Origin of the sequence: Methylobacter tundripaludum SV96 (assembly GCF_000190755.2) — a bacterium.
Classification (GTDB): domain Bacteria; phylum Pseudomonadota; class Gammaproteobacteria; order Methylococcales; family Methylomonadaceae; genus Methylobacter_A; species Methylobacter_A tundripaludum.
Genome location: NZ_JH109153.1, coordinates 344,364 through 369,472, shown reverse-complemented (window position 1 = coordinate 369,472; position 25,109 = coordinate 344,364). Strand labels below are relative to the sequence as shown.

The 25,109-nt window shown below is 49.8% G+C and carries 34 protein-coding genes; 27 read left to right on the top strand and 7 right to left on the bottom strand.

Going from position 1 to position 25,109, the window contains the following annotated elements:
• The first annotated feature begins 108 nt into the window (after nt 1–108).
• The 9 genes from rsxA to bfr all read left to right on the top strand — a co-directional run bounded on the left by rsxA (nt 109) and on the right by bfr (nt 6,517).
• Nucleotides 109–690 (top strand): electron transport complex subunit RsxA, encoded by a 582-nt coding sequence (gene rsxA, locus METTU_RS14800; RefSeq protein ID WP_006892569.1) that lies wholly within the window; start codon nt 109–111, stop codon nt 688–690.
• Between the two features lie 17 nt (nt 691–707).
• On the top strand, nt 708–1,280 hold the full coding sequence (locus METTU_RS14795; protein WP_006892568.1) for an RnfABCDGE type electron transport complex subunit B: 573 nt from the start codon (nt 708–710) through the stop codon (nt 1,278–1,280).
• Nucleotides 1,274–2,761: an electron transport complex subunit RsxC gene (gene rsxC, locus METTU_RS14790; protein WP_006892567.1), complete on the top strand. Its 1,488-nt coding sequence runs from the start codon at nt 1,274–1,276 to the stop codon at nt 2,759–2,761. The genes METTU_RS14795 and rsxC overlap by 7 nt, the downstream gene beginning before the upstream one ends.
• Entirely contained in the window at nt 2,758–3,831 is a 1,074-nt protein-coding gene (locus METTU_RS14785; protein WP_006892566.1) for an RnfABCDGE type electron transport complex subunit D, read from the top strand. Before rsxC ends, METTU_RS14785 begins: the two co-directional genes overlap by 4 nt.
• A 310-nt stretch (nt 3,832–4,141) precedes the next feature.
• Nucleotides 4,142–4,852: an electron transport complex subunit RsxG gene (rsxG, locus tag METTU_RS14780; protein ID WP_006892565.1), complete on the top strand. Its 711-nt coding sequence runs from the start codon at nt 4,142–4,144 to the stop codon at nt 4,850–4,852.
• A 10-nt stretch (nt 4,853–4,862) separates the two neighbouring features.
• Complete coding sequence (locus METTU_RS14775) at nt 4,863–5,561, top strand: electron transport complex subunit E (protein ID WP_006892564.1); 699 nt, start codon at nt 4,863–4,865, stop codon at nt 5,559–5,561.
• Complete coding sequence (locus tag METTU_RS14770) at nt 5,558–5,818, top strand: RnfH family protein (protein ID WP_006892563.1); 261 nt, start codon at nt 5,558–5,560, stop codon at nt 5,816–5,818. The genes METTU_RS14775 and METTU_RS14770 overlap by 4 nt, the downstream gene beginning before the upstream one ends.
• 9 nt (nt 5,819–5,827) lie before the next feature.
• The gene (locus tag METTU_RS22600) at nt 5,828–6,040 is read left to right on the top strand and encodes a (2Fe-2S)-binding protein (RefSeq protein ID WP_006892562.1); all 213 of its coding nucleotides are present in this window, start codon (nt 5,828–5,830) and stop codon (nt 6,038–6,040) included.
• Nucleotides 6,041–6,052: 12 nt separating this feature from the next.
• Complete coding sequence (gene bfr / locus METTU_RS14765) at nt 6,053–6,517, top strand: bacterioferritin (protein ID WP_006892561.1); 465 nt, start codon at nt 6,053–6,055, stop codon at nt 6,515–6,517.
• Nucleotides 6,518–6,906: 389 nt separating this feature from the next.
• On the opposite strand, the gene METTU_RS14760 is transcribed toward bfr, so the two are convergent.
• A complete protein-coding gene (locus METTU_RS14760; protein ID WP_006892560.1) occupies nt 6,907–7,089 on the bottom strand; it encodes a PLDc N-terminal domain-containing protein in 183 nt (60 codons plus the stop codon).
• Nucleotides 7,090–7,331: 242 nt separating this feature from the next.
• On the opposite strand from METTU_RS14760, the gene METTU_RS14755 reads away from it, so the two are divergent.
• Nucleotides 7,332–7,556: a hypothetical protein gene (locus METTU_RS14755; RefSeq protein WP_254257980.1), complete on the top strand. Its 225-nt coding sequence runs from the start codon at nt 7,332–7,334 to the stop codon at nt 7,554–7,556.
• A 131-nt stretch (nt 7,557–7,687) separates the two neighbouring features.
• Here METTU_RS14755 and METTU_RS14750 read toward each other — a convergent pair whose 3' ends face one another.
• The 4 genes from METTU_RS14750 to METTU_RS14740 form a co-directional block, all read right to left on the bottom strand.
• On the bottom strand, nt 7,688–8,392 hold the full coding sequence (locus METTU_RS14750; RefSeq protein ID WP_006892558.1) for a DUF8168 domain-containing protein: 705 nt from the start codon (nt 8,390–8,392) through the stop codon (nt 7,688–7,690).
• Between the two features lie 193 nt (nt 8,393–8,585).
• A complete protein-coding gene (locus tag METTU_RS14745) occupies nt 8,586–10,220 on the bottom strand; it encodes a SagB/ThcOx family dehydrogenase (protein ID WP_006892557.1) in 1,635 nt (544 codons plus the stop codon).
• A gap of 676 nt (nt 10,221–10,896) precedes the next feature.
• Entirely contained in the window at nt 10,897–11,070 is a 174-nt protein-coding gene (locus METTU_RS23700) for a hypothetical protein (protein WP_006892556.1), read from the bottom strand.
• Nucleotides 11,071–11,393: 323 nt separating this feature from the next.
• Nucleotides 11,394–11,657 carry a nitrogen fixation protein NifZ gene (locus METTU_RS14740; protein ID WP_006892555.1) on the bottom strand — a complete coding sequence of 88 codons (264 nt, stop codon included), beginning with the start codon at nt 11,655–11,657 and terminating at the stop codon, nt 11,394–11,396.
• A 204-nt stretch (nt 11,658–11,861) separates the two neighbouring features.
• Between METTU_RS14740 and METTU_RS14735 the strand changes: the two genes are divergently transcribed.
• From METTU_RS14735 to METTU_RS14655, 17 genes are all read left to right on the top strand, one after another.
• The gene (locus METTU_RS14735) at nt 11,862–12,218 is read left to right on the top strand and encodes a HesB/IscA family protein (RefSeq protein WP_006892554.1); all 357 of its coding nucleotides are present in this window, start codon (nt 11,862–11,864) and stop codon (nt 12,216–12,218) included.
• Nucleotides 12,219–12,250: 32 nt separating this feature from the next.
• Nucleotides 12,251–13,156: a Fe-S cluster assembly protein NifU gene (gene nifU / locus METTU_RS14730; RefSeq protein WP_006892553.1), complete on the top strand. Its 906-nt coding sequence runs from the start codon at nt 12,251–12,253 to the stop codon at nt 13,154–13,156.
• Nucleotides 13,156–14,364 (top strand): cysteine desulfurase NifS, encoded by a 1,209-nt coding sequence (gene nifS / locus METTU_RS14725; protein WP_006892552.1) that lies wholly within the window; start codon nt 13,156–13,158, stop codon nt 14,362–14,364. The genes nifU and nifS overlap by 1 nt, the downstream gene beginning before the upstream one ends.
• 233 nt (nt 14,365–14,597) lie before the next feature.
• Complete coding sequence (gene nifV / locus METTU_RS14720; protein WP_006892551.1) at nt 14,598–15,722, top strand: homocitrate synthase; 1,125 nt, start codon at nt 14,598–14,600, stop codon at nt 15,720–15,722.
• 12 nt (nt 15,723–15,734) lie between these two features.
• On the top strand, nt 15,735–15,881 hold the full coding sequence (locus METTU_RS23695; protein ID WP_006892550.1) for a hypothetical protein: 147 nt from the start codon (nt 15,735–15,737) through the stop codon (nt 15,879–15,881).
• A gap of 143 nt (nt 15,882–16,024) precedes the next feature.
• Nucleotides 16,025–16,816, top strand: coding sequence for a serine O-acetyltransferase (gene cysE / locus METTU_RS14715; RefSeq protein WP_006892549.1), 792 nt, complete (start codon nt 16,025–16,027; stop codon nt 16,814–16,816).
• Nucleotides 16,817–17,332, top strand: coding sequence for a hypothetical protein (locus tag METTU_RS14710; protein WP_006892548.1), 516 nt, complete (start codon nt 16,817–16,819; stop codon nt 17,330–17,332).
• 483 nt (nt 17,333–17,815) lie between these two features.
• Nucleotides 17,816–18,133, top strand: a complete 318-nt coding sequence (nifW, locus tag METTU_RS14700) for a nitrogenase-stabilizing/protective protein NifW (RefSeq protein ID WP_006892546.1) — start codon at nt 17,816–17,818, stop codon at nt 18,131–18,133.
• On the top strand, nt 18,130–18,609 hold the full coding sequence (locus METTU_RS14695; protein ID WP_006892545.1) for a nitrogen fixation protein NifZ: 480 nt from the start codon (nt 18,130–18,132) through the stop codon (nt 18,607–18,609). Before nifW ends, METTU_RS14695 begins: the two co-directional genes overlap by 4 nt.
• 1 nt (nt 18,610) lies before the next feature.
• The gene (gene nifM / locus METTU_RS14690) at nt 18,611–19,489 is read left to right on the top strand and encodes a nitrogen fixation protein NifM (RefSeq protein WP_006892544.1); all 879 of its coding nucleotides are present in this window, start codon (nt 18,611–18,613) and stop codon (nt 19,487–19,489) included.
• Nucleotides 19,479–20,750, top strand: a complete 1,272-nt coding sequence (clpX, locus tag METTU_RS14685; protein ID WP_006892543.1) for an ATP-dependent Clp protease ATP-binding subunit ClpX — start codon at nt 19,479–19,481, stop codon at nt 20,748–20,750. Before nifM ends, clpX begins: the two co-directional genes overlap by 11 nt.
• A 215-nt stretch (nt 20,751–20,965) precedes the next feature.
• Nucleotides 20,966–21,574 (top strand): Grx4 family monothiol glutaredoxin, encoded by a 609-nt coding sequence (gene grxD, locus METTU_RS14680; protein ID WP_006892542.1) that lies wholly within the window; start codon nt 20,966–20,968, stop codon nt 21,572–21,574.
• 138 nt (nt 21,575–21,712) lie between these two features.
• Nucleotides 21,713–22,246 (top strand): flavodoxin, encoded by a 534-nt coding sequence (locus tag METTU_RS14675; RefSeq protein WP_006892541.1) that lies wholly within the window; start codon nt 21,713–21,715, stop codon nt 22,244–22,246.
• Nucleotides 22,213–22,626 (top strand): Rieske (2Fe-2S) protein, encoded by a 414-nt coding sequence (locus METTU_RS14670; protein WP_006892540.1) that lies wholly within the window; start codon nt 22,213–22,215, stop codon nt 22,624–22,626. Before METTU_RS14675 ends, METTU_RS14670 begins: the two co-directional genes overlap by 34 nt.
• Nucleotides 22,627–22,638: 12 nt before the next feature.
• Nucleotides 22,639–23,076, top strand: a complete 438-nt coding sequence (locus METTU_RS14665; protein ID WP_006892539.1) for a SoxR reducing system RseC family protein — start codon at nt 22,639–22,641, stop codon at nt 23,074–23,076.
• Nucleotides 23,001–23,390 (top strand): hypothetical protein, encoded by a 390-nt coding sequence (locus METTU_RS14660; protein ID WP_254258105.1) that lies wholly within the window; start codon nt 23,001–23,003, stop codon nt 23,388–23,390. Before METTU_RS14665 ends, METTU_RS14660 begins: the two co-directional genes overlap by 76 nt.
• A gap of 12 nt (nt 23,391–23,402) precedes the next feature.
• A complete protein-coding gene (locus tag METTU_RS14655; RefSeq protein WP_006892537.1) occupies nt 23,403–23,699 on the top strand; it encodes a DUF6156 family protein in 297 nt (98 codons plus the stop codon).
• 186 nt (nt 23,700–23,885) lie between these two features.
• Here METTU_RS14655 and METTU_RS14650 read toward each other — a convergent pair whose 3' ends face one another.
• Together METTU_RS14650 and METTU_RS14645 are read right to left on the bottom strand one after the other, a co-directional pair.
• Nucleotides 23,886–24,473 carry an alpha-ketoglutarate-dependent dioxygenase AlkB family protein gene (locus METTU_RS14650; protein WP_006892536.1) on the bottom strand — a complete coding sequence of 196 codons (588 nt, stop codon included), beginning with the start codon at nt 24,471–24,473 and terminating at the stop codon, nt 23,886–23,888.
• Between the two features lie 4 nt (nt 24,474–24,477).
• Nucleotides 24,478–24,873 carry a bacteriohemerythrin gene (locus METTU_RS14645; protein WP_006892535.1) on the bottom strand — a complete coding sequence of 132 codons (396 nt, stop codon included), beginning with the start codon at nt 24,871–24,873 and terminating at the stop codon, nt 24,478–24,480.
• Nucleotides 24,874–25,109 lie beyond the last annotated feature (236 nt).

Sequence of the window (25,109 nt, the reverse complement as noted above, 5' to 3'; positions counted from 1 at the left end):
TTATGCGGAACGCTCGGGCGACAAACGTGTTGCGTCTGCATATTCATCGAATTGGCATAATTGATGCTTTGACCTTACAAACAACCCTAGAAACAGCCTGGAAAAACAGTGAGTGAATATCTTCTTCTTTTATTAGGTACGGCTCTGGTCAACAACGTGGTTCTGGTTAAATTCCTCGGGCTGTGTCCGTTCATGGGTGTCTCGAAAAAACTGGATTCGGCATTGAGCATGGGCTTGGCAACCACCTTCGTACTGACTCTAGCGGCGATGACCAGTTGGATGCTGGAACATTTTATTTTAGCGCCTTTTAATATTCAGTTTTTACGCATACTCGCCTTTATTCTGGTGATTGCCGCCGTGGTGCAGTTCACCGAAATGGTGGTGCATAAAACCAGCCCGGTGCTGTATCAGATACTGGGGATTTTCCTGCCGCTGATTACCACCAATTGCGCGGTTTTGGGCGTGGCGTTACTCAATGTGCAAGAGCAATACGGCTTTATGCAGAGCATGATTTTCGGTTTCGGTTCCGCACTCGGCTTTACGCTGGTGATGGTGTTGTTTGCCGGTTTGCGGGAGCGTCTGGCGTTAATGGCGGTTCCGACATTATTTGCCGGTACGCCGATTGCGTTTATTACCGCCGGGATTTTATCGCTGGCATTTATGGGTTTTGCAGGACTTTACAGTAAATGATTTACAGGAAATAAACTATGTACGTTTTATCCGCCATTGTAAGTTTAACTTTGTTAGGGCTGGTTTTAGGCTTGCTGCTGGGTATTGCCGGCAAGTATTTAAAAGTTGAAAGCAGCCCGATTGTCGATGAACTGGAAGCCTTGCTGCCCGGTTCGCAATGCGGCCAATGCGGCTTTCCCGGTTGCAGGCCTGCCGCCGAAGCATTGGCTGAGGGGTGTGCGCCTGCAACAATGTGCCCTCCGGGAGGCAGCGCGCTGGCTGAACAAATCGCCGCTTTATTGGGTTTGGATTTGGATTTAAGCGACGTAAAAGAACCCGAATTACTGGTCGCCAGAGTCAGCGAAGCCACCTGCACCGGCTGTACCCGCTGTTTTAAAGTCTGTCCTACCGACGCCATTGTCGGTGCGCCCAAACAAATTCACGCGGTCGTTGCCGATGCCTGCATCGCCTGCAAGAAATGTGTCGAAGTATGCCCGACCGAATGCCTGCAAATGCACCCGATCGAAGTGACTTTGCGTAACTGGCGCTGGGCCAAGCCTCTGAATGTTCCCGTGCAACCGATGGGAACAGGGAGTAATGCCGTATGTTAAGTTTGTTTAAAAAACCGCGTTTTCGGGGCGGCGTCCATGCAGAAGAGCATAAAACCGCGACCGCGGCACTGCCCATCGCCAGCGACTTTCCGCTGCCGAAAAAACTGTATATTCCGCTGCAACAACACGTCGGCAAACCCGCAGAGCCGGTGATTATGGTCGGCGAAAAAGTGCTGAAAGGGCAGTTGTTAGCCTACAGCCAAGGCCTGATTTCCGCGCCGGTACACGCACCCAGTTCGGGTATTATTGTTGACGTTAACGACTATCCGGCACCGCATCCGTCCGCGTTGCCTATCCGAACTATCGTGCTGGAAACCGACGGCAAAGATGAATGGATGGCAATATCGGTTGTTGACGACCCGTTCCAGCTAAACCCTGAAGAAATCAGCTTTCGTGTCGGTGCGGCGGGTATCGTCGGCTTGGGAGGCGCAACTTTTCCGACTGCGGTCAAACTCAATATGGGCCGAGAGAACCATGTCGATACGCTGATTATAAACGGTTCGGAATGCGAACCTTATTTATGCTGCGACGACCGACTGATGCAGGAACGCGCCGGGGAGATTATCGACGGTGTGCGTTTGATGCTGCACGGCATGGAAACCGAGCAGGCGGTGGTGGCGATAGAAGACAACAAACCGCAGGCTTATGTTGCGATGCTGGCCGCAGCCGAACCCTATGCACAGATTAAAGTCATACAAATCCCCACCCGCTACCCGATGGGTTGGGACCGGCAATTGATCCGTTATGTAACCGGCAAAGAAGTCCCGGTCGGCTGCCGCTCATCGGAAGTCGGCGTGACCATCCACAATGTCGGCACCGCTTATGCCGTGCATAAAGCCATTCGCCTTGGGCAACCATTGCTTGGCCGCGTGGTTACCGTAGCGGGCGGCGCTGTGAAACGCCCGATGAATGTCGAGGTTCCGTTTGGCACGTTAATCTCCGAACTGTTCGAGTTTTGCGAGGTGGATAAAGAACAAACCGCGCGCATCATTATGGGCGGCCCGATGATGGGCGATTCCCTGCCGCACACGGGGTTACCCACGGTCAAGGCCACCAGCGGCATTCTGGCATTAACGAAAAGCGAACTTAAAAACACCGAGGAACAACCCTGTATCCGTTGCGCCGGCTGTGTCAGCGTTTGTCCTGCGGGATTACGACCTTTGGATATGGCGAACAATATTCGCATTAACCAACTGGATGCGGCGGTGGATTTAGGCTTGAAAGACTGTATCAGTTGCGGTTGCTGTTCTTATATCTGTCCTTCGAATATTCCATTGGTGCAGTTTTTTAAATATGCCTCGGGCGAAGTCATCGCCAGACAGCAGGCGCAACATAAATCAGAGCAAACCAAGCGTTTGATCGATGCGCGCAATGCCCGTATGGAACGTATCGCCCAGCAACAACGCGAAGACGAGTTGGCCCGAATAGCGGCCAAGGCAGAACGGGAACGGCTAAAAGCCGAGCAGGAGGCATTGGTATGATTGTGCAACTAAAACCGAGCAGCGGCGCACATGTCGGTGCTAACAACAGTGTCAGTCATATTATGTGGCAAGTCATGCTGGCGCTATCGCCTGCGACAGCGTTTGGACTGTTGTGTTTCGGTTGGCCGGCGTTGAATCTTTTTGTTATCACGGTGCTATCGGCGGTTGCTTTTGAAGCCTTATGCATGCGCCTCAAGGGCAGGGTGGCTAAACCCGTCATTATGGACGGTTCCGCCGTACTGACCGGCTGGCTGTTGGCCATGACACTGCCGCCTTGGGCACCGTGGTGGATAGGCGTGGTCGGTTCCGGGCTGGCGATTATTTTAGGCAAACAGGTTTACGGCGGCTTGGGGCAAAACCTGTTCAATCCGGCGATGTTGGCACGCGTCGCACTGCTGATTTCCTTTCCTATCGAGATGACCACCTGGGCGAATGTATCGCCGTTGTTTTTTTCGCATTCGCCGGGGCTGGCCGAAAGTTGGCATATTACTTTTTCAGGCTTGGACAATATCGACGCCAATACTGGCGCGACTACGTTGGGCTTTATCAAAACCGAGTTTTCCCAGAACCGTTTACTGACCGACATCCTGAAGGACACCTCCGGTTTTCTTAGCTTTATCGGAGGGACGCGCGGCAGTTTGGGCGAAACCTCGACGCTGTTGCTGGGTTTGGGCGGCATCTGGTTAATTCGCCAAAACATCATTCAATGGCAGATTCCGGTGTCCTTATTGCTGACCGTTGCGCTGTTGGCCGGGGTTTTTCATACCATGGACAGTGAGCATTATGTCAGTCCGCTGTTGCATTTGAATTCGGGCGCGTTGATGTGCGTGGCGTTTTTCATTGCCACCGATTATGTCACTTCGCCGAATACGTCGACAGGGCAGCTGGTGTTCGGAGCGGGTTGCGGATTGCTGATTTTTGTTATCCGTACCTGGGGCGCGTATCCCGAAGGCGCTGGGTTTGCAGTGCTGTTGATGAACTCGGCGACGCCGCTGATCGATCATTACATTCGCCCCAGAATTTACGGACGCGACCGTAAAGGCAAGCCGCTTGAAATACCGAAATCGTAAATATCGTAGGCCGGAATAATCCGGTTGCAGCGTTAGCGAAAAGCGGTGTTTCCGGCATAGCAGTGCGCATGTCTGCCGGAAACGCTTTTCTCGTGCTAACGCTTGAAAAGTCTTATTCCGGCCTACGTAAGATACGTTTGATGAGCTCGTTCCCACGCGCTGCGTGGGAATGCATTGTAGGACGCGCTGCGTCCTGTAATTGGAAAGTTTATGTTTGACGCATTGTCGGCACTCACCGTTCGCGGCGCAGCGCGCCTTGACTGCATTCCCACGCAGCGCGTGGGAACGAGACAAAATATAGGAATACACCATGAAATTTGACCCAGCAACCATCGAACGCCTGAAACAAAAAATCGCCGTTTATCGGGAATTCCTGAAAAACTGGCTGGAGCCGTCGAATTTAGCTAAGCTCAGGCCCAAGCTGGAATTTCAAACCGGCGTCTTGGCGGGATTCGCTTTGATTGCCAGCGTACTGCTGGGCGTGACCAATTGCAGCACCGAAGGCACGATCCAACGGCGGCTCGATGAAGATTTAAAAAAATCGCTGGAAGAAGTGGTACCCGCCGCTCTTTACGATAACGACATGCTGCAAGACACGCTGACCATTCCGTCCGCCGAATACAATATCGGCGCAAACGAAACCACCGTTTATATCGCCAAAAAATCCGGCCAAGTCAGCGCCGTATGTTTCAAGTTTACCGCACCTGACGGCTATTCCGGCGCAATCAATATGATCATGGGCATAGACCGCGACGGCAATATTTTGGGCGTGCGTGTGCTCAGCCACAAAGAAACTCCGGGCCTTGGCGATAAAATCGAAGTCGCCAAGTCGGATTGGATATTGAATTTTGTCGGCCGCTCCCTGGACAACTTAGCGCCTGCAAAATGGGCGGTTAAAAAAGACGGCGGCGAATTCGACCAGTTCGCCGGTGCGACCATTACCCCGCGTAAGTCGGTGCAGGCCATTTACCGCGGCTTGCAGTTATTCAAAGCGCATCAAGACCAACTGATCAATCCTTGAGGGCATTGCCATGTTTTTATCGGAAACCTATCGCAAAATCGCCGCCGACGGCATTTGGAACAATAACATCGTGTTCGGGCAAAATCTGGCGCTGTGCCCATTATTAGCCGTGACCGGAACCGCCACCAACGGCTTGGGCATGGGTCTTGCCACGCTGGTGGTGATCATCGCATCCAACGGCCTCATTTCAGTGACCCGGCATTTAATCCCCAGTGAAATCCGTATCCCGATTTTCGTGTTGCTGATTGCCGCACTGGTGACTTTGGTCGATATTTTAATGAATGCCTGGGCGCACGAACTCTATAAAGTGCTGGGCTTGTTCATTGCGTTAATCGTCACTAATTGCGCCTTATTAGGCCGTGCCGAAGCATTCGCCTCCAAGCAGCCGGTCAAACATGCACTGTGGGACGGCTTGATGATGGGCCTGGGTTTTCTGATCGTGCTGGTCGCGCTCGGTGCGGCAAGAGAAATCAGCGCGTCGGGCACACTGTTCGCCAATGCGTCAGTGCTGCTGGGCGAATCGTTCAGGTTTCTGGAAGTCACCGTTATTCCCAATTACAAAGGCTTTTTATTAATGGCGTTGCCGCCCGGCGGATTCATCATGCTGGCTTTTTTGATTGTCGGCAAACGCTTGATAGACCAGAAAATCGCAGAAAGAAAAGTATCGGTCACTGTATTAACCCCGGTTATTGCTGAGGAGGAATCATGAACGTCGGAGTTTGTTACGCACAAGTCGATAGACAACTATGGATGCGCCTGGAAGTCCCGGATAACAGCACCATAGAAGAAACCATTAACCTGTCCGGTGTATTAAAACTTTATCCCGAGATAAATCTGTCCAGCCAAAAAGTGGGCATATTCGGCAAAATTGCCGCGCTGGATACGCCTGTCAATGATGGGGACAGGGTGGAAATTTATCGCCAAATCACTGTCGATCCGCAGACGGTGCAACGGCGAAGACGTTAGGTAATAGCCATGTATATATGCGTTTGTAAAGCGGTCACCGACTCGCAGATTTTAACCGCTATCGACAATGGTGTGTGTACGCGAAAAAAACTAACCCATTGTTTCGGGATAGGCAAGGATTGCGGGAAATGCAATAAAGAAGTCAGCGCTTTGCTTGAGCAAAGAATGGCGCCCGTTCAACTATTACCTTCTGCAACCAATCAACCCATAACGATTATTTAAAGGGAAAACATCATGAAAGGCGACACAAAAGTTATCGAGTTCCTCAACAAAGCACTGGAAAATGAACTGACAGCGATCAACCAGTATTTTCTCCATGCCAGGATGTACAAAAATTGGGGATTTACAAAGCTTAACGAAAAGGAATATCACGAATCCATTGACGAAATGAAACACGCCGATCAAATTATCGAGCGGATTCTGTTCCTTGAAGGTCTGCCGAACGTGCAAAATATCGGTAAAGTGATGATCGGTGAAAACCCCAAGGAAATGCTCGGTTGCGATTTAAAGCTAGAGCAAATTGCAGTGCCTTTGCTCAGGGAAGCGATTGCTTACTGCGAGAAAGTAAGCGATTTTGTTTCGCGTGAGGTTTTTGCCCATATTCTGGAGTCTGAAGAAGAGCATATCGACTGGCTGGAAACCCAGCTTGAATTGATTGAGAAAGTAGGCTTGCAGAATTATTTGCAATCGCAAATGTAAAGTTAGGCAGGTCGGGTAATAATTTTTCATTGCCCGATATTTTAATTCCGCTAGCTCCGCTAATTCCGCTAGTTCCCAAGCTCCAGCTTGGGAATTCTGTATTGGAAGCTCTAGCTCCCCGTCTCGCGAAGCTAGAGCTTCGCCTTCTGGGTTCCCAATCTGGAGATTGGGAACCAGCGCAACAGTAAAATACTACCCGAGTTGTCTAGCCGAGGTCAGGCACAGCTTTTTGTTGGGAATCAGGCGTAGGCAGGAATAAGGCCACCAAGCGCGTAGCGCGAGGTGGCGTTTCCGGCGAATTCGGGTGGTGTTTGCCGGAAACGCCAGTTCTCGCTAACGCTCGAACTGTCTTATTCCTGCCTATAGGACTATCTCCATTTGAGAGTCGATTAACCGCCTTTCGGTCCCGCAAGCCACCAAATTATCAGACCGACAACGGGCAGCAGTAAAATCAAAATCACCCATAAAACTTGCGATCCAGTTGTAGCACCACTTTTTACGATGCTAATAATGGCCCAGATGTCCAGGACAAGCACGATAAAACCTAGTAAACCGCCGACTTGAATATCCATACGTCCTCCTAACAGGTTCGTGTTTAATAAATAAACTATTTTATCTCATCAGTTTCAGACTTTACGCTTAAAAAACAGATGAGTTCTGTACGGTAACGCTCATTGCACAGCCATCATATTGGATTATGGAAATGTCGGGCATAAACAGCATGTCCGACCGTCAGGACTATCGACGAAAAGCACGATCAGCGTATGATGTTGATTTTTGCTGTCGTCCACTTTTTATTGCAATGGTGAACCTGATGAATTCAAAAAAAATAGACCTAACAGAGGCTGACTTGTCCAAAGCCTGCGACTACATTGCCAAACAGTTTGCAGCGCATAGCTGGTGGCCAACCGAACAACCGGGCGAAGCAAAGCGGGAATTTGATTTAATGAAAGGCAGCGCAACCGCTTTGAATGTATGGTGCGAGCGATGGCTGGATGCCGGGCAATGTAAAAAAATGGAAAAAGAGCTTCGATCGTAGTCGGGTAGGTCGTCGGATAGCAGCGTCGTAGGTTGGGTTAGGCGCGTCTTTTTGCCCCGTAACCCAACAACATTCGCGCGGCAAATGTCGGGTTACGCTACGCTAACCCGACCTACGGGACTTATTCCGGTCTACATGGCTGGCTCGGCATAATCAAGGTATTTGACCAGAATGTCGCGGGTAATGGACAACATCTTCCATCGTTCAAACTTATTGGTTGGTTTTGCATTCACCCAATTGCCGTGGCGTACTGCGTCTGCGTAGTGCTTCACTGTGGTGGTGATCGCATCGCGCTCCGTACCGAGTGTCGCATGCATGTCATCCCAGCGGTCGAGTCCTGTCTTGAACACAAAGGCGGACTTGATTCCTTCGATGGCACGATAGCAATACGTTGCGCAATCTGTTACGTCGGTTATTGCTCGAAGGTAGTCGCGAAGCGCCAAACGGAAGAATACATCTCTTCCAGATAGCTGAAACGCTCGATTGAAAGCGGGAATGTGAGGATTGATACCTAAAGTCTGCCCCGGCGTTTCACCTTCCGGTCTGACGCCAAACACGTGTGGAGTACCATCTTCCTCGGTAACCTGAATTAGTTCTACCGCGTAACCAGAACCAAGTGAAAAACCGAGGGAATTGACAATAATATTTGCAACATCGTCGGCCATAATTTTTGCAGAGATCCACCCGTCAATGCTAGGAACGTTCAATGTGATTGTGACTTGTGAAGCGTCGCAACTGGCAATAGCAGTACCGCCGCCTTCAAATCCCATCTCTATGCGGCTGAACGAGACATCGGCTCGTTCAGGATGCACTCGACCAGTGACAACGTACTTCATAGCTACCTAACGAATATATACGGCATCGATTGTTTTATAAAAAACCTAATTTGTCGTATATTTTTCATAATATTATCTAATTTATTGTTTATATTAAATTAATTATAAACTAATTAGGCGAGACACACAAAAAAGCGGCGCTCGTTTTAAAAAATGTCTCATTCCGAGCTTACTTGTAATGTCTTTTCCACCCCTATACTACGTCGTCTAAATGCCCATAAGCTGGTAACGTTTCCAGTCGTTTATCTTCCAGCGGCTTACCCACCGTAAAATGATAAAGGCTTTGGAATTTATCGTCCTTGAACCCTAAAAGCTCATGCACGCTGTCATCAAAGTAACAGCCGATACCGGTGCCGCGAAGGCCTGCCGCTTCCGCTTCCAGATACAGCGTTTGACCTATCAAGCCGCATTCCCAGAACAAGCGGCGGTAAAGCCACGGCGCGGCTTCGATGGTTTCGCCGAATTCCGCAACCATGCCCAGGCTGAAGGCGCTGTCGCTGGCGATGGGTTGATGGCAGGAAAGCGTTTTGGCGATCTGCCTGCAATCTCCTGAATGCAAATGATAAAGCGGTATTGCTTCGGATACTTTCTGCCAGTCGAAATCAGCCAAGGTTGCGGCCTGCAAGGATTCAAGGGCATCGTTATGTCTCGGCAGCGCATAGATGCCGGGAGCTAAACCTTCAACGCGATGCACGAAAATAAACAGGTGAATTTTCGGCGGCCAGCGCCACAGTTCGAATGCGGCTGTGGTCGGCAAAACGGCGGCCAGCATCCGGTAAAAATCAGTCTGCGGCAGGGGAGTCATTTTGCCGTCAAACTGTTGCGCGCTGCGGCGTTGACGGATAATTTCAGTTGCCGTTTTTGTGCAGGATGATTTTATAATTGGCTGTTGTACTGCCAGCCACTCAGATTCTTCGGTTTGCGGTTTGCTGGCGGCAGTTGAGACTTCATCAATGATCGGCCACTTATACATATGATAGGCGCGAAGGCTGTCGGCTTTGCCGAACCAGTCTCCCGATTGCGCGGCTTCCAGCAGGGCCTTGATGTCTAACGGCTTGCTGTCGGCGTGGGTATTAATCCGGCAAATAATGTCGGGGGATTCATGTTCCAGCTTTTTAAAATCATCCCGATCGAGTCCTAACAGCTTGGCGATGTCGTCATCCGACCATTCGGCCTGCAATTCAACCGACCAGCCCAGCGTCGCTGCCGCGTAACGCAATGCGCCCAAGGCATGGCCTAGATCATGCTGGCAATAGCGGAAAGCTCGCTCGCCGTATTTCCAGGCTTCCCGCCAATGGACTGAAGACAAACCGATCAATATGCCGGAATCGGGCAAATTGTCGGAAAACCGACAACGCTGTTCAAGACTATGGTCGTGACTGACATAGTGGTAAACGCCCGATTTGATGAAGTTATCGCCAGGGATGGTGTGTATGCCGCTAACTCGCCGGGAGCGGTTGCGGTCATCGCCGGTGCTGATCAGATAAGCTTCAGTCGGGTGAAGGTTGCCGCTGGAAGGGTTGCAGCGCAATGCCCAGCGGCTTGGCCCGAATTGTTTCCATGCCGACAGGCCGAAGGCTAATTCCAGCAATAAACCGACATTAGCCATGTCTAACGGTTTTGACGGTATTAATTCCGGGTTATCCAGGTCGGCAAACAACGGTTCAAGTTCGGCGCCGGGTAAGGGCAGCGTGACAATCTCGCAACCGGAAAAACGCCGGAATTGATCGGGTTGGTCTTCCCAATCGATGGATTCCGGGCCTTTGGCGTAACGCTCCAGGCTGTGTTTGGTGCGATTGTGGTAGTTTAGAACGGTTTGCTTATTCATAATGCCTCAAATACAAGGAGGAATCCTCCTTTACCAAAGTGGTCCGCTGTTCAGAAGAATAGCAACCCAAAATTTCCTGCATGGAAGAAATACCTATAATCCAGCTAATAACGCGGAATGAGAAAACAATTTCCGCTCAACTGGATTAAAAAGCTCGACAAGATTCTACTTTTTCGCCTTTTGCAGTCGCTATTGCCCGGACTGCCCGCCATAGTGACAAAGCTTTCGCGCCTGTTGGCAACGAGTAGGATTTTGTCATGGCTAAACCCAGCTTAACCTATAGTCCGGACGCATTTTGAGTAAGCAAATAAGGTGCCAGTATAGTCAGAATCGGCACAAAGCCTAAACCTAAACGCGACCGATAACGGTGAAACGCAAGATTCAGATGTATGCCCAGCAGGGATGTTCCAAGTTGTTTGGCTAACGGTTCGGCGACCAGAGAGGCGAAGGGAGTGCTGATTAGCCACGCTAATAAGCCATGAAAGCCGATAGCGATGAGCTAGTGCGGGATCGGGGTGAGTGTGGAGCTTGATTTTGGCAGGGGCCATGATGATGCAGTGCCAAGGGTTTTAAGCGATTTGTGAAGCGGAGGGAAGTCTAAAAGCCAAAAGACTTCCAAGGCCGTTAAGCCCTGGAAGTCTTCAAGTCAGTGGGTCAAACAGTGTGAATGGGTGCATCATTCGCATGATAATTGGCCGGCTTTACCTCGTTTACGGTTCAGGTTAACGTTACTGGCTATGGACGCTGTTGCGAATAGCGCTGATGAGATGACGAATTCGCCGGAAATAAAGCCAATTAAGCCGGTTACAAACATCGCGCCCGTTAAAATATCTTTGTAAAAGTCGTTCATGAGTAAATCCTCGTATAAAGTTGAAATGTTTTTTAGTCTACGATTTAACTATATAGAAGATGGCTATTGTTGACAATGCCGCTATTTACGCATGGATTGTTTCTTTATTATGCATAATAGATTCATAATCTATTCATATAAGTCGAGTAGCTTTATCGCGTGGTTTCACTTAGCAAGTGAGCCAATGCTTCAGGCCGTTCACTATTTTTTCCCATTCCAAACAGGTAATAGCTTCTAGTGCCGACAGGGTGAGTGTCGGCACGGTGAATAGGCGTTGCCGGGTTAAATTGCCAAGTCTCAAACAGGCCGGTAGTCCGCTTAACTTAATTAATGGTTTTGGGCTCCATGGCCAAATCTTCAACCCAGCAACCGACCGGGTTACCCAGGTTCATGTCTTTATCTTCAAAGCGCACCAGAAAAACGCTGCGATTCGGTTCTTCTTCCACATGCCCGATCAGGGTGATTACTCCGCGGGTTCCGGCTTCGGCTAATATTTCGCCTTCGACGCCATCAGGTATTGAGCCATCATCAGTAATCGTCTTGGCGGCATAAACGACATCGCCTAACTCTAAATCTTCTACGTTCATTTCGTATCCCCTTTCATTTTGTAGCAAACCTTACATTGTCAGCTGGTTGTGTGAGTGAAACCTGTTTGATAAGACGTTATTTATTGTCCAGTTGTTTTGTTAAGACCTTATTAAACAAGCTATTAATAAGTAAATAACGAAATGGCATACAGGTTGCTTTAGGTATTAACAAGAACGATGCCATACATTCAGGAGTGCATAAAAATGATTACATTAACAGAAAAGGCCATTAGCGCCGTCGGCCGCTTTATTGCCGGTTCGGAAACACCTACAGCCGGTTTACGGATAGAAGTCACCGATGGCGGCTGCTCAGGTTATCAATACGGATTGAAACTCGAAGGCAGCCAAACGCCGGAAGACACCGTCATTGATTGCGGCGAGGTAAAGGTGTTTATCGATCCGGCCAGCTTGCCGATGCTCGACGGCATGTCAGTCGACTTTCTCGACACCATCGAAGGTTCGGGATTTAAATTTACCAACCCTAATGCGGCTAAAAGTTGCGCTTGCGGGACTTCGTTTAATACCAGTAGCGAAGGCACTGGAACTAAAACCTGTTCTTAACTTATCAGCAAATTCAATCCGAGGATAAAGCCATGTGGGACTATTCAGACAAAGTTAAAGAACATTTTTTTAACCCCAAAAATGCGGGCGCGGTCGTTGATGCCAATGCGACAGGCGAAGTGGGTTCAATCAGCTGCGGCGATGCGTTACGGCTGACGCTGAAGGTTGATGATGAAAGCGAAATCATCCTTGAAGCCGGTTTTCAGACCTTCGGTTGCGGTTCGGCGATCGCTTCGTCATCGGTGCTGACCGAAATCATTAAAGGCATGACGCTGGATGATGCGTTAAAAGTGACCAACCAGGATATTGCCGATCAACTCGAAGGCTTGCCGCCGGAAAAAATGCACTGTTCGGTCATGGGACGGGAAGCGTTGCAAGCGGCGATAGCCAATTATCGCGGCGAAGAGTGGAAAGACGACCATGAAGAAGGTGCGCTGATCTGCAAATGTTTCGCGATTGATGCGGTGATGATCGAAGAAATGGTTTGGGCCAATAAATTGCGCACTGTTGAAGATGTCACCAACTTCACCAAAGCGGGCGGCGGTTGCGCGGCTTGCCATGAAGACATTGAAGCGATTCTGGAAAAAGTATTGGCCGAAAAAGGCGAGAAATTCGATCCTACCGCCGCACCGGTAGCGGCTCCTGAAAAAGTTGCAGCCGTTAAAGCGCCGATGACCAATTTGCAACGCATAAAAAAGATCGAGGAAGTGCTGGAATCGTTAAGACCGGCACTGATGGCGGACGGCGGCGACGTGGAACTGGTCGAAGTCATCGGCAACACCGCTTACGTCAACATGACCGGCGCGTGCAACGGTTGCCAGATGGCGGCGATGACGATAGCCGGAATCCAACAACGCTTGATGGAAGTCATGGGCGAATTCATTAAAGTCGTACCGGCATCGGAAATGGCGAAGCTGGTCAATATAGAGGTGGCGTGATGACTGACATTTATCTTGATAACAATGCCACCACCAAGGTTGATCCTGCGGTGGTCGATGTGATGATTCCTTATTTCCTTGAGCAATACGGCAATCCGTCATCCATCCATAAATTCGCCGACGGCGTGGCGCGCGGACTTAAACAGGCCCGGCAACAGGTTCAGGCCTTGATCGGCTGCGAGCATGATTCCGAAATCATTTTTACCTCGTGCGGCACCGAATCCAACTCCACGGCGATTCTCTCCGCGATCAAGGCTCAACCGAACAAGAAAGAAATCATTACCACGATGGTGGAGCATCCGGCGATTTTAAGCCTGTGCGATTATCTTGAAAAAGAGGGTTACACCATCCACAGAATGCCGGTCGACAAAGCCGGACGCTTGAACCTGGAGTCCTATAAAAGATTGTTATCCGACCAGGTGGCGATTGTCTCGGTGATGTGGGCCAATAACGAAACCGGTACGATTTTCCCGGTCGCGGAAATGGCAGAGATGGCCAATGCCGCAGGCGTGATGTTTCATACCGATGCGGTACAGGCAGTTGGCAAGATTCCGATGATGTTACAGGATACCAAAATCGATATGTTGTCATTATCGGGACATAAGTTGCATGCACCCAAAGGCATCGGTGTTTTATACCTGCGTCGCGGCACCCGTTATCGCCCTTTGCTGCGCGGCGGCCATCAGGAGCGCGGCAGAAGGGCAGGGACCGAAAACAGCGCGTCCATTGTCGGCCTGGGAAAAGCCTGCGAACTGGCGCTGGAGTATATCGAGTATGAAAACACCAAAGTCAAAGCCATGCGCGACCGTCTGGAACAAGGCATTACCGAGCAGATTGGGCATTGTTTCGTAACCGGCGATATGTACAACCGTCTGCCTAACACCACCGACATAGCCTTTGAATATATCGAAGGCGAGTCGATCTTGATGTTATTGAATAAATACGGTATCGCGGCATCGAGCGGTTCGGCGTGTACCTCCGGCTCTTTGGAACCTTCGCATGTGATGCGGGCCATGGATATTCCTTACACCGCCGCGCACGGCACGATTCGCTTTTCCTTTTCGCGCTATAACAGCATGGCGGAAGTGGATAAAGTTCTGGAGGTGATGCCCGGCATTGTGGCGACCTTACGCAAGTTGTCGCCGTATTGGGACGGTAACGGCCCTGTCGCCGACCCTGAAAAAGCGTTTGCGCCGACTTATGCGTAGCAAAGTAAGCTAAATAAATTATTCACCACGAAGACACGAAGAACACGAATGGAATGACTCGTTCGCTCGTTCCCAAGCTCTGGCTTGGGAACGCAGTGAGGGAAGCTCCAGCTTCCCGAAATACAGAAAGCTAGAGCTTTCTGGACTGAGGTTCCCAAGCTGGAGCTTGGGAACCAGCGTAACCTTCTCCCTGGCGGAGAAGTAGCTATCCCACTTAACTGTTGAGCTGGAAAATGAAAACTCAAGCACGCCATATCATCATAGACGACACCACGCTCAGGGATGGCGAGCAATCAGCCGGAGTCGCTTTTTCGCTGGATGAAAAGCTGGCGATTGCAACGCAGTTGGCGGGATTGGGTGTGCCGGAGCTGGAAATTGGCATTCCGGCAATGGGGCCGGTGGAACGGGAAGAAATCAAGGCGATTGCCGCTTTGGGATTGCCTTCAAAACTGCTGGTCTGGTCGAGAATGCGCCGCGATGATTTGCATGCCTGTCTGGATTTGAATGTACACAAGATTGATTTATCCATATCGGCGTCGGACCAACACATTCAGCACAAGCTTAAACAAAGTCGGCAATGGGTTTTAAACGCCATTACCAGCTGCGTTCAGGAAGCGCGAAGTTTGAACATGGAGGTGTGCGTCGGCATGGAGGATGCCTCGCGAGCGGATGTGGATTTCTTGATACGCATGGCTGAAACCGCTCAGCTGGCCGGAGCAAGCAGGATTCGTTTCGCCGATACGGTCGGTATTATGGAACCGTTCGGCGTATTCGAGACGATCAAAAAGTTAAGAGCGGCGACCGACCTGGAAATTGAAATGCATGCCCATGACGATTTGGGACTGGCCACCGCCAACACGCTGGCCGCGGCGCTGGCAGGCGCGACTCATGTCAATACCACGGTCAATGGACTGGGCGAGCGCGCCGGCAATGCCGCATTGGAAGAAGTGGTGGTCGGCTTAAAGCAGTTATACGGCCTTGAAACTGGGGTCAATTTGCAGAATTTACCCGAGTTGTCCGAGCAGGTTGCCCGGGCATCGGGCGATGCAATCGGCAGTCGGAAAAGCCTGATCGGCAAAAGCGTATTCAGTCATGAAGCGGGCATTCATGTCGATGGACTGTTAAAGGATCCGAACAATTATCAAGGCGTCGATCCTGCCGTTGTCGGGCGCAGTCATCAATTAATCTTGGGTAAGCACTCGGGAACGCAAGGTGTGATTCACGCCTATAAACAAATCGGCATCGCGGTAAGCCGAATACAGGCACAAGCCTTATTAACCCAGGTTAGGCGCTTTGTCAGTGATACCAAAAGATCACCTCAAACCGAAGAGCTTAATCTTTTTCATCAAAATCTTTAGAGGGCGATCACCATGAACGAACATAAAGAATTGCAGTCATGCGAGCCGGAAGTTAAAGAAACGTTGGAAATACCTGATCAGGACGATCGTAATCCCGGTTCTTTTTTCAGGATACCCGGGCCACCGATGCTGGGTAAGACCGGTTGGAGTTTAAATTAATTTTATTCCTGTGAGTCTGCCGGTTCCCAATCTCCGGATTGGGAACCGGCAGAATACGGGACGCAGCGCGTCCGGCACTGCATTCCCACGCAGCGCGTGGGAACGAGGGCGAACACCTCCGTACTCAATTAGGAGTTTAAAAAATGGTTATGGCCATATCAGATAATATTAAAAGCAAAGCACAAGCGCCGCTGGGCTTTCTGGCTCAATGGCATGAAGATGTCCACTGTGTTTTCGGCCGCGACCCCGCAGCGCATAGCGTCTGGGAAATATTGCTGACCTATTCGGGGGTTCATGCGGTGCTGGTGCATCGGGTCAGCCACCGTTTGTGGAAAGCTAACTGGAAATTGGCTGCCAGAATCCTGGCCGCATTTAGCAAAATGATTACCAGTGTCGATATTCACCCGGCGGCAACTATCGGGCGGCGCCTGTTTATCGATCACGCGCTGGGCGTGGTGATCGGCGAGACGGCTGAGATTGGCAACGATGTCACTTTATATCATGGTGTAACCTTGGGCGGCACCACCTGGAACAAGGAAAAACGCCATCCTACCCTGGGCAATAACGTGATGGTGGGTTCCGGGGCCAAGATTCTCGGAGCTATTACGCTGGGTAACAATGTCCGTGTCGGCGCTAATTCGGTGGTGATCAAGGATGTGCCGCCCTGCTGTACGGTGGTGGGCATTCCCGGCCGCATTATCCAAAGTAAAGGCACGCAAATACAAAACCGGCACGGTATTGATCTGGATCATCATTTGATTCCCGATCCGGTCGGCAAAGCGATTGCCTGTTTGATCGAACGGATAGATGAACTGGAGGCCGGGCAAAAGCAGGCGCACAAAGTATTGGTTGAAGACAGTTGCGATGTGTGCGATGCGGAAAGCATTTGCACTCCCAAAAAAGAGAGTCCGGTAAAACTGGCGGCGAGGCTATAAATGGATCTGTTGGATTTTGAAGCACAAGGTTTGTATTTTGAACAAGCGGATGTTGCAGGCGTTAAAGAGATGATAGCGAGCGCGGCGGAAAATTATGCGGATGGCGATGCCGAGTTGCCGTTATTGAAAGCGTATTTTCTGGCACCGGAGTCGTTAAACGTACTGGTGGCGTTAAACCGTTTTTATTATTACCAGCACCGGCTGGAAGAGGCTTTAACGGCAACCACCAAAGCCCTGGTGGTGATCAGGCCGACCATAGCGTTTCCCGAGGATTGGCGAGAGCTGCAACCTACGCATGTTAGTAATGCGCCGGCCGATTTATTAACGAATATCCGGCTGTATTTATTTACCCTGAAAGCCGTCGGCTTTTTAAATATGCGTTTGGAGAATCTGGATTTGAGCCAGTCTATTTTTGAAAAACTGGTCGAGCTTGATAGTAGGGACAGAATTGGCGCGCAGGGATTATTGGAATTGGTGATCAAGCGCAAAGTAACTACTCAGCAGTTAGAAAAATAGAACGCTGATAACGCTGATCATTATGATTGAATAAGGTTTTTTTTGAATTGTCCAGGAAAAAGCATTTGATCGCCGTTTTAAGATTATCAGTGTTTATCATAATCATCCGTGTCATCTGCGTTCAATTGTATTTGATGGTTGAGTAGTTACAGCGCAAAACAGATGTAGGCTGGGCTGGCGCAGCGTAAGCCACTATTTTTGAACCTCGATTGTTGGATTATGCTGCGCTCGGCAATTGCTCCTGCATTGCTCTACCTCCTGCATAATCCACAGGGATGTGGGGAATGCAGATATTGCAGGAGCAAATATCTGTCCATGCAGTCGTAACCCAATTTATTAACTGGAGCAAGATCATGTTGAAAAAAGAGTTAACTGAATCATTACTGACCCTTATGCCCATAGTGGCGTTTGTTATTCTGGCACTTTACCTTTTAATTCAGGATGCCTCTTCAGTCGGCCCTCTTTAACTACCGGAGAAAAACCATGAGTTTTGAAGAAGAAATGGAAGATTTGGAATCCGCAGAAGACTTTTTGCAATATTTTCAACTGGATTACGTACCCAGCGTGGTACATGTCAACCGTCTGCATATTCTGCAACGGTTTCATGATTATTTACAAAAAGCCGCTGATGAGATGCCTGAACATGAACCGGCAAAACGGGCTATTTACAGTAAATTACTGATGCGAGCCTATCAGGATTTTGTCGAATCCGACGCACAGACCGAAAAAGTGTTTAAAGTGTTTGCCATGGGCGAGTTATCGCAAACCGCATTTGTTTCTTTAAGCGACATAAAAACATGAAGCCCGATCGCTTCGACGAAGGCCGGTTTGAATTTGGCGAATCGGTTCGGGTCACCAGAAACGTCCGCAACGACGGCACTTATCCCGGTATGGAAGTCGGAGAGCTGTTGGTGCGGCGGGGCAGTGTCGGCAATGTCCTGGAAGTGGGCACTTTTCTACAGGATCAGGTTATTTTTACCGTACATTTCCTGAGTCAGGGGCGGATGGTCGGCTGCCGATTGGAAGAATTAATAGGCGCTGACGAACCCTGGAATCCCAGCCGCTTCGAGTTCAGGGACAAGGTGGTGTGCATTATCGATTTAGGCATACAGGGTAATATTCTGTTTACTAAAGGGACGGAAGGCGAGGTTTTTAAGGTGATTAGAGATAACGAGCTGATTCAATACCATGTCGCTTTTCAGGGCAGAACTCTGCAAGTGCCTGAAACAGCTTTGGCTCCAGCGCGCCCCGAGACATTTAACGAACCAGAGGTTTGATATGACGGTAATTGAAAAACCTGTCCAGCTGGAAACTTACAATTTACTGAGGGCGGCTTTAGCCTTATTCAAAAAATCGCCCAATGAATTGGCGGGGGCTGAGTTACAGCAGGCGCAAATCCAGGCGTTAAATGAGTTCAGGATTGAGAGCAGGGTGCTGAATACGCCTGAAGCGGCGGCAGTCATCATTACCGATCAGGAATTGCAGCACGCTTATCAGGAAATTCGCGACCGCTATGACGATGAGGACGCTTTTTTCAGCGATCTGGAAAAAAACCGGCTCAGCAAAGCCAGCTTGCAGGCGGCATTGCACCGTCAGTGTAAGGTCAACACGGTGCTGGAGTCGATTGCCAGTCATGCGCCCGCTATCAGCGAGATCGACATCGGCATCTATTACCACCTTCATGCCGAGCAATTTAATTGTCCTGAACGGCGTGAAGTCAGCCATATCTTCATCAGCATTAACCCCGATTATGCTGAAAATACTCCCGAAGCGGCTTTAAGTCGCGCTCAGGAGCTCGCCGAAAAACTGCATAAAAAACCGCACAAATTTGCCGACCTGGCCTTAAGGCATTCCGAATGCCCGACCGCGTTGCAAGGCGGCGTTCTGGGTATCGTGCCGCGCGGCACGCTTTATCCTGAATTGGATGCGGTGCTGTTCAACTTGAAACCGGGGGAAGTCAGCGATGTGGTCAAATCGGAAATCGGTCTTCATCTGCTGTTGTGCAAGAGCATACAAAAGGCTGAAACCTTGTCTTTGGCAAAAGCAACCCCAAAAATACGCCAGCTAATGAAAGAACGCGCCCGGCGTACCTGCCAGCGCGCCTGGTTAGCCGGTTTAGCCACTCCTGAATCTGAGGAAAGCGATAATGAGCGATAAAGAAATCAAACACTGTTCTTTTTGCGGCATAGAGCAATCCGCTTCGGTACCTTTGATTGCCGGTAGCGAAGGTTATATTTGCGGGGCTTGCGTGTCATTAGCCAATCAGGTGGTAACCAGCTGGAGCCGGAAAAAAGAGCTTTCCGAAATGCAGGGCGCATTGCCCATTCCGGCAAAAATCAAGGAACATCTCGACCGCTACATTATCGGCCAGCATCTTGCCAAAGAAATATTGGCGGTTGCGGTTTATAACCATTACAAACGGCTCAAGCATGAAAGCGGCGATGCGGGCTTGGGCGAGTTCGACAAGGATGTGGAAATCGGCAAGTCCAACATCCTGTTAATAGGTCCGTCCGGCACCGGCAAGACGCTGTTAGCGAGCACTTTGGCAAAAATTGTCGGCGTACCGTTTGTTATTGCCGATGCGACAACGCTGACCCAGGCCGGTTATGTCGGCGACGATGTGGAAAATATCCTGGTCAGACTGCTGGATGTCGCCGAAGGCAATATGCTCAATGCCGAATGGGGCATCGTTTATCTGGATGAAATCGACAAAATCGCCCGCAGTCCCGAACAGCAAACCGGCACTCGCGACGTGTCCGGCGAAGGTGTGCAACAAGCATTGTTAAGACTGGTTGAAGGTTCGCACGTTAAGATTCCGGCCAAAGGGCGCAACAAGGATGGCGAGACCACCATGGATACGCGCAATATCCTGTTTATTGCCGGCGGTTCGTTTCCGGGCCTGGAAAAACATGTCGAAAAACGCTTGGTGCCGAGCAATTCCGCTATCGGTTTTCATGCCGAAGTGAATAAAACGGCCGAAAAACCGTCATTGGACGATATGCTGAATGCGACGCAACCCAGCGATTTACGCAAATTCGGCTTAATCCCCGAGTTTATCGGTCGCTTTCCGGTATTGGCCCCCTTGGAAGCGCTTGATGTTGACGCCTTGATCCGGGTTTTGACCGAGCCCAAAAATGCGCTGGTGCGTCAGTATCAACAACTGTTTGCTTACGAAGGCGTGGAGTTGAAATTCGAACAGGATGCCCTGGTCGAAATCGCCCAAAAAGCCATCGAACGCGAAACCGGGGCGCGCGGTTTGCGCAGCATCATGGAGCAGATCTTACGTAAAACCATGTTCGATATTCCATCCTCCGATGACGTTGAGCAATGTATTGTCGATGCCGATGTGGTTAAAGGGGATGGCCAAATCAGGTTGATAAAAAAGACTGAAGCCAAACTTAGGCAGCAGGCTGGATAGAGCGAAATGTAGGGTACGCAAAGCATTAGCTATATGACGCTGGTTCCCAAGCTCCAGCTTCGCGACTCGGGAAGCTGGAGCTTCCCACACTGAATTCCCAAGCTGGAGCTTGGGAACTAGTACAAACTTCGTGTCCTTCGTGCCTTCGTGGTGAATTATTACCTCGTTTCACGCAGAACGAAGGAACGAGAAAACCAACAAAAAACGAGAAGCTTATGAAAACCGAAGATAAAATCCGCGCTCAACTGGCAGCCCAGCCGATCATCATTTACATGAAAGGCGTGCCGACCAATCCGCAATGCGGGTTTTCGGCTAAAGCAGTCGGCATACTCGATGCGACCCATATCCCTTACGCTTATGTCAATGTGCTGGAAGCGCCGTTTATCCGGGAAAAGTTACCGAGCATTTCCCACTGGCCGACCTATCCGCAGCTGTTTGTTAACGCCGAACTGGTAGGCGGTTGCGACATTATTGAAGAAATGTCCAACAATGGCAGTTTATTGCCCTTATTAACCGCCGCCGCGCCGAAAAAAGCGGAAGCCGAAAGCGAGGCATTAAGCGTTAGCGAGGTTACGCAATTGGTGCAGCAGGGCATTGACGATGCCAAAGTGATGATCGAAGGCGAGGGCTGCGATTTAACGATCACCGTGGTCAGCGCGCAATTTAACGAGTTAACGATAGTAAAAAAACAGCAGTTGGTTCTGGCAACGTTAAAGGAACCGTTGGCCTCGGGCAAGCTTCATGCAGTCAGTGTTAAAGCGTTTACCCCGGATGAATGGCAGGAAAAACAGCAGGCTGGCGGGTTGCTGCAAATTCAGTTGTAGGAACAGGTCGCTTGTTCCAATTATGTCAAGGCGATGTCGGTATGGAGACCTTCCAGGTTTTAAAAACCTGGAAGGTCTGGCCTGTAACGTTCCCGAACCGGAGCGTAGGCACTATTAAAACACTTAGAGGGGAAAATCATGGCTAAAGTAGGCGTTTTTTTCGGTACGGATACAGGCAATACCCGGCGGATTGCAAAAGACATAACAACGGCATTGGGTTCGGCTATCGCCGCCAAGCCGGTGAATATCCGCAACGCCGCGGTGGCGGATTTGCAGGCGTATGACACCTTGATTCTGGGTACGCCCACGTATGGCGAAGGCCAATTGCCCGGCTTATCAACCGGCAATGCGACAACCAGTTGGGAGGAGTTTTTGCCGACGCTGGCCGGGCAGGATTTCAGCGGTAAAAAAGTGGCGATTTACGGGCTGGGCAATCAAAAAAGCTATCCGGTAGAATTTGTCGATGCGATGTTTTATTTGTACGAGCAGTTTAAACAATGCAGCGCCACCCTAATTGGTGCATGGGATACCGAGGGTTATAACTTCAAAAACTCTAAAGCCGTCGTCGATGACCGCTTTGTAGGCTTGGTCTTGGACCAGGAAAACCAAAAAGAGCTCACGCCGGAAAGACTGGATACATGGTTGAAAATGCTGGCGAAGGCTTGGGATTAAAGTCCGGATCAGTCATGGCGAACGACCACACAAAACCAGCCTGTACGCGTGATGAATTGGATAAAGCCGACTATTTAACGCGGCAAATCCGTTTTAAAAAGCAGCCGGTTTCGGCCATTATGTTTGCGTTTGAAGGCATTGCCTATGCGTATGTCAATCATTGTATGCACATGCACAGACCGTTAAATTGCGAGCAGGACGCCATCTTCGATGAAACCGGCTTATATCTGCGTTGTTCGATGCACGGTTTTATCTTCGATCCCAAAACCGGAGAGTGCCAAAGTCCGGTTTGCTTTGGGCAACGCTTGCAATCGCTGCGTCTGGAAGAGATTGACGGCACCCTCTATTTTGCCGAAAAGCATCTGACCCTGATCGATTGAACGGTGATAGCGATGATAGAAGAATTAGCGGTCGTGGTGAAAATAGAAAACCATCAGGTCTGGGTCGAAGGCGGACAAAACAGTGCCTGCGGCGGTTGTCTGCAAAAAGCCTCATGCACCACCAATGCAATCGGCAGCGTTCTCAAGAAAAAGTCGGTGCCGGTCGATAGCGATATTCAACTGAAAACCGGCGATCGAGTCATGGTCGCTATCGATGAAAACCTGCTGCTACGCGCGTCCCTATTATTATATCTGGTGCCGTTAATCGCCTTGTTTACCGGCGCAGGCATGGCCGACTGGCTGTTGCCGGTTGATGCCCACTACGCGGATTTATGGACTGCCGGCAGCGCCGTGCTGAGCTTTATCGTTTCGCTATGGCTAATCAACAAAGCGCAAAGTCTGTTGATACTGAATTATTACGCCCGGCCTGTCGTCGTCAGGAAGGTCTAACCTTTGATGCCGGTATGAATGTTTGGGCCATTGATAAAGATATTCCGCTTAAGCTGCTGTTATTGGAACTGGTGCATCGTTACGGTGAAAATACCTTGGCGTTGAACAATCAGGAGCAGCATTTTCAAGCTATCGAACTCTGCACCGTTAACGAACCGGATATTTCCGCCTATATCTACACCTTCGGCCAGAATTCAGGACGTTACGGCATAGACCTGAAATACCCGATTTCCATGCATAACATTGTCGGCGAAAACGAAAACCTGACCTTGGATCAAATCATAGAGATCATCTCCACTCATCTTTTTTCTTAAACCCTGTACAGTATGAATCAAGAACAACACACCGAATTTCGCTATTTTGTCAGTTACAGCGGCGTCAAACTGCCGTTAAAGCTGGTCAACGAGATAACCGGAGACAGCTTAAACAATCGCAACACGTATTATCGCAGCCGTTTCGATGACCAGGACAGAATGCTGCTTTGCCAGAAAGTGGTTTATGGCGAGGTTGAATCCGAACATCAGTATCAATATTACGATGACGGCGTTTTAAAGTATGCGCAAATAATCGAGGACGATGAAGTGCGTGAGATTCACTTTAATGAGTCGGGCGAGATGGTGTGACTCCATAGGCATCAATTTAAGAGATAACACCACGAAGACACGAAGAAAAAACCAAGGTAAAAACTTCGTGCTCTTCGAGTCTTCGTGGTGAATTAATCATGTTATTGATTGAATATCTTTAAGCTGATGCGTATGGCGAGATAGTTTAACTCGACCGGTTTTGAGTTTAATTTCTTTGAAAAGCATCTAATTTGAAAAACAGTTGCTTGCGGGGATAACTTTACGGAACGTTAAGTTGATGCGTCCCTCCATCACGTTTTGATCGATTGGAACGCTGTGCAGCCAATGGTGTTGAAAATTCGGCTGCATAACCAGCAAAGTGCCGCTACGCAATAATACCCGGCCGTTTTCCGACGATTGTTTATGCCTGAACTCGAAGTGGCGTTCCGCGCCGAACGTCAATGACGCGATAAAGGGTTGTTCGCCCAGTTCCGGCTCATTATCCGAATGCCAACCGACATAATCATTGCCGTCTCGATACAGATTAACCAATACCGAATTAAAGGAGAAATTTAAGGCCGACTCGATTTGGGTTCTGATCTCGGACAGCAACGGCGTCCATGATCGGGTTTGCAACAGGTTGTTACTGTAGCTGTAGCGAATGCCCGGATCGGCATGCCAGGTTTGTAATCGGGGCAGGGTAAATTGCCGTCCGGCGACCGTATATCGATTATCAGGCCAATCTTGTTCATGCAGTAAACGCCGATAGATGCGTTCGCATTCGGCGGCATCGTAAAAGTCTTCAATGATCTCAAGTTCGGAGCCGTGTGCCATCGACTTACGCGTCGGATTGCATGTTAATGTGAGTTGCCAATGCGGTGTCCATCGTCGTCACATGCAGTCCGAACCACTGCGGAAGGCGGTCTTTGACAAACGAACGGCCAAAAGCAATCAGCCCTTTATCAACCCGCGATTTAAATTGCTTGAACTCCCCGAGAACCCGTTGATGTTCGCCTTTGTGATCGGTCACTCCCGGAAAGGAAAACTGCTGCATCAACTGGTTTTCCCGATCAAAATGCTGTTCGGTCTGTTCGTATAATTGCTGGAACAAGGCTGGGAAAGTTGCGTTATCGGCAGTTTCCAGCTTGTTTAACAGGCTGATAAATTCATCATGATCGTTATCGATTGGCTCATAGCCGACGATAGGCGTGGCGGCTTTTTCAATTATTGTCATTTTGTGTTCTCCTCATTTTTACGTGCTACGTCACTGCCATTAAGTTAATGATTTTAGTGAGCGCTGGTTTCCAAGCTGGAGCTTGGGAACCAGCGTATTCCTTAACTCGCTCGCGTTTCCACGCGCCGCACTTGTTGTTATACATAAGTATTGAAAAGCACGTCATCCCGGCAGGGATTCATGTCAGGCTATCCTGCCTGACACCCTTTGGGTTAATGCAAATCCGTTCCAGACGG

Excerpts from the sequence above, each read along its gene's own strand:
- METTU_RS14740 (WP_006892555.1), bottom strand. The coding sequence starts at position 11,657 with ATGAACGTAGAAGATTTAGAGTTAGGCGATGTCGTTTATGCCGCCAAG.
- METTU_RS22600 (WP_006892562.1), top strand. The coding sequence starts at position 5,828 with ATGTATATATGCGTTTGTAAAGCGGTCACCGACTCGCAGATTTTAACC.
- METTU_RS14670 (WP_006892540.1), top strand. The coding sequence starts at position 22,213 with ATGGTTGAAAATGCTGGCGAAGGCTTGGGATTAAAGTCCGGATCAGTC.
- rsxC (WP_006892567.1), top strand. The coding sequence starts at position 1,274 with ATGTTAAGTTTGTTTAAAAAACCGCGTTTTCGGGGCGGCGTCCATGCA.
- METTU_RS14710 (WP_006892548.1), top strand. The coding sequence starts at position 16,817 with ATGGATCTGTTGGATTTTGAAGCACAAGGTTTGTATTTTGAACAAGCG.
- METTU_RS14755 (WP_254257980.1), top strand. The coding sequence starts at position 7,332 with ATGAATTCAAAAAAAATAGACCTAACAGAGGCTGACTTGTCCAAAGCC.
- METTU_RS23695 (WP_006892550.1), top strand. The coding sequence starts at position 15,735 with ATGAACGAACATAAAGAATTGCAGTCATGCGAGCCGGAAGTTAAAGAA.
- nifW (WP_006892546.1), top strand. The coding sequence starts at position 17,816 with ATGAGTTTTGAAGAAGAAATGGAAGATTTGGAATCCGCAGAAGACTTT.
- METTU_RS14645 (WP_006892535.1), bottom strand. The coding sequence starts at position 24,873 with ATGACAATAATTGAAAAAGCCGCCACGCCTATCGTCGGCTATGAGCCA.
- METTU_RS14665 (WP_006892539.1), top strand. The coding sequence starts at position 22,639 with ATGATAGAAGAATTAGCGGTCGTGGTGAAAATAGAAAACCATCAGGTC.
- nifU (WP_006892553.1), top strand. The coding sequence starts at position 12,251 with ATGTGGGACTATTCAGACAAAGTTAAAGAACATTTTTTTAACCCCAAA.
- clpX (WP_006892543.1), top strand. The coding sequence starts at position 19,479 with ATGAGCGATAAAGAAATCAAACACTGTTCTTTTTGCGGCATAGAGCAA.
- METTU_RS23700 (WP_006892556.1), bottom strand. The coding sequence starts at position 11,070 with ATGAACGACTTTTACAAAGATATTTTAACGGGCGCGATGTTTGTAACC.
- METTU_RS14655 (WP_006892537.1), top strand. The coding sequence starts at position 23,403 with ATGAATCAAGAACAACACACCGAATTTCGCTATTTTGTCAGTTACAGC.
- METTU_RS14795 (WP_006892568.1), top strand. The coding sequence starts at position 708 with ATGTACGTTTTATCCGCCATTGTAAGTTTAACTTTGTTAGGGCTGGTT.
- METTU_RS14785 (WP_006892566.1), top strand. The coding sequence starts at position 2,758 with ATGATTGTGCAACTAAAACCGAGCAGCGGCGCACATGTCGGTGCTAAC.
- METTU_RS14735 (WP_006892554.1), top strand. The coding sequence starts at position 11,862 with ATGATTACATTAACAGAAAAGGCCATTAGCGCCGTCGGCCGCTTTATT.
- METTU_RS14770 (WP_006892563.1), top strand. The coding sequence starts at position 5,558 with ATGAACGTCGGAGTTTGTTACGCACAAGTCGATAGACAACTATGGATG.
- bfr (WP_006892561.1), top strand. The coding sequence starts at position 6,053 with ATGAAAGGCGACACAAAAGTTATCGAGTTCCTCAACAAAGCACTGGAA.
- nifV (WP_006892551.1), top strand. The coding sequence starts at position 14,598 with ATGAAAACTCAAGCACGCCATATCATCATAGACGACACCACGCTCAGG.
- cysE (WP_006892549.1), top strand. The coding sequence starts at position 16,025 with ATGGTTATGGCCATATCAGATAATATTAAAAGCAAAGCACAAGCGCCG.
- grxD (WP_006892542.1), top strand. The coding sequence starts at position 20,966 with ATGAAAACCGAAGATAAAATCCGCGCTCAACTGGCAGCCCAGCCGATC.
- METTU_RS14650 (WP_006892536.1), bottom strand. The coding sequence starts at position 24,473 with ATGGCACACGGCTCCGAACTTGAGATCATTGAAGACTTTTACGATGCC.
- METTU_RS14695 (WP_006892545.1), top strand. The coding sequence starts at position 18,130 with ATGAAGCCCGATCGCTTCGACGAAGGCCGGTTTGAATTTGGCGAATCG.
- METTU_RS14675 (WP_006892541.1), top strand. The coding sequence starts at position 21,713 with ATGGCTAAAGTAGGCGTTTTTTTCGGTACGGATACAGGCAATACCCGG.
- nifS (WP_006892552.1), top strand. The coding sequence starts at position 13,156 with ATGACTGACATTTATCTTGATAACAATGCCACCACCAAGGTTGATCCT.
- nifM (WP_006892544.1), top strand. The coding sequence starts at position 18,611 with ATGACGGTAATTGAAAAACCTGTCCAGCTGGAAACTTACAATTTACTG.
- METTU_RS14750 (WP_006892558.1), bottom strand. The coding sequence starts at position 8,392 with ATGAAGTACGTTGTCACTGGTCGAGTGCATCCTGAACGAGCCGATGTC.
- METTU_RS14745 (WP_006892557.1), bottom strand. The coding sequence starts at position 10,220 with ATGAATAAGCAAACCGTTCTAAACTACCACAATCGCACCAAACACAGC.
- METTU_RS14660 (WP_254258105.1), top strand. The coding sequence starts at position 23,001 with ATGGCTAATCAACAAAGCGCAAAGTCTGTTGATACTGAATTATTACGC.
- METTU_RS14775 (WP_006892564.1), top strand. The coding sequence starts at position 4,863 with ATGTTTTTATCGGAAACCTATCGCAAAATCGCCGCCGACGGCATTTGG.
- METTU_RS14760 (WP_006892560.1), bottom strand. The coding sequence starts at position 7,089 with ATGGATATTCAAGTCGGCGGTTTACTAGGTTTTATCGTGCTTGTCCTG.
- rsxG (WP_006892565.1), top strand. The coding sequence starts at position 4,142 with ATGAAATTTGACCCAGCAACCATCGAACGCCTGAAACAAAAAATCGCC.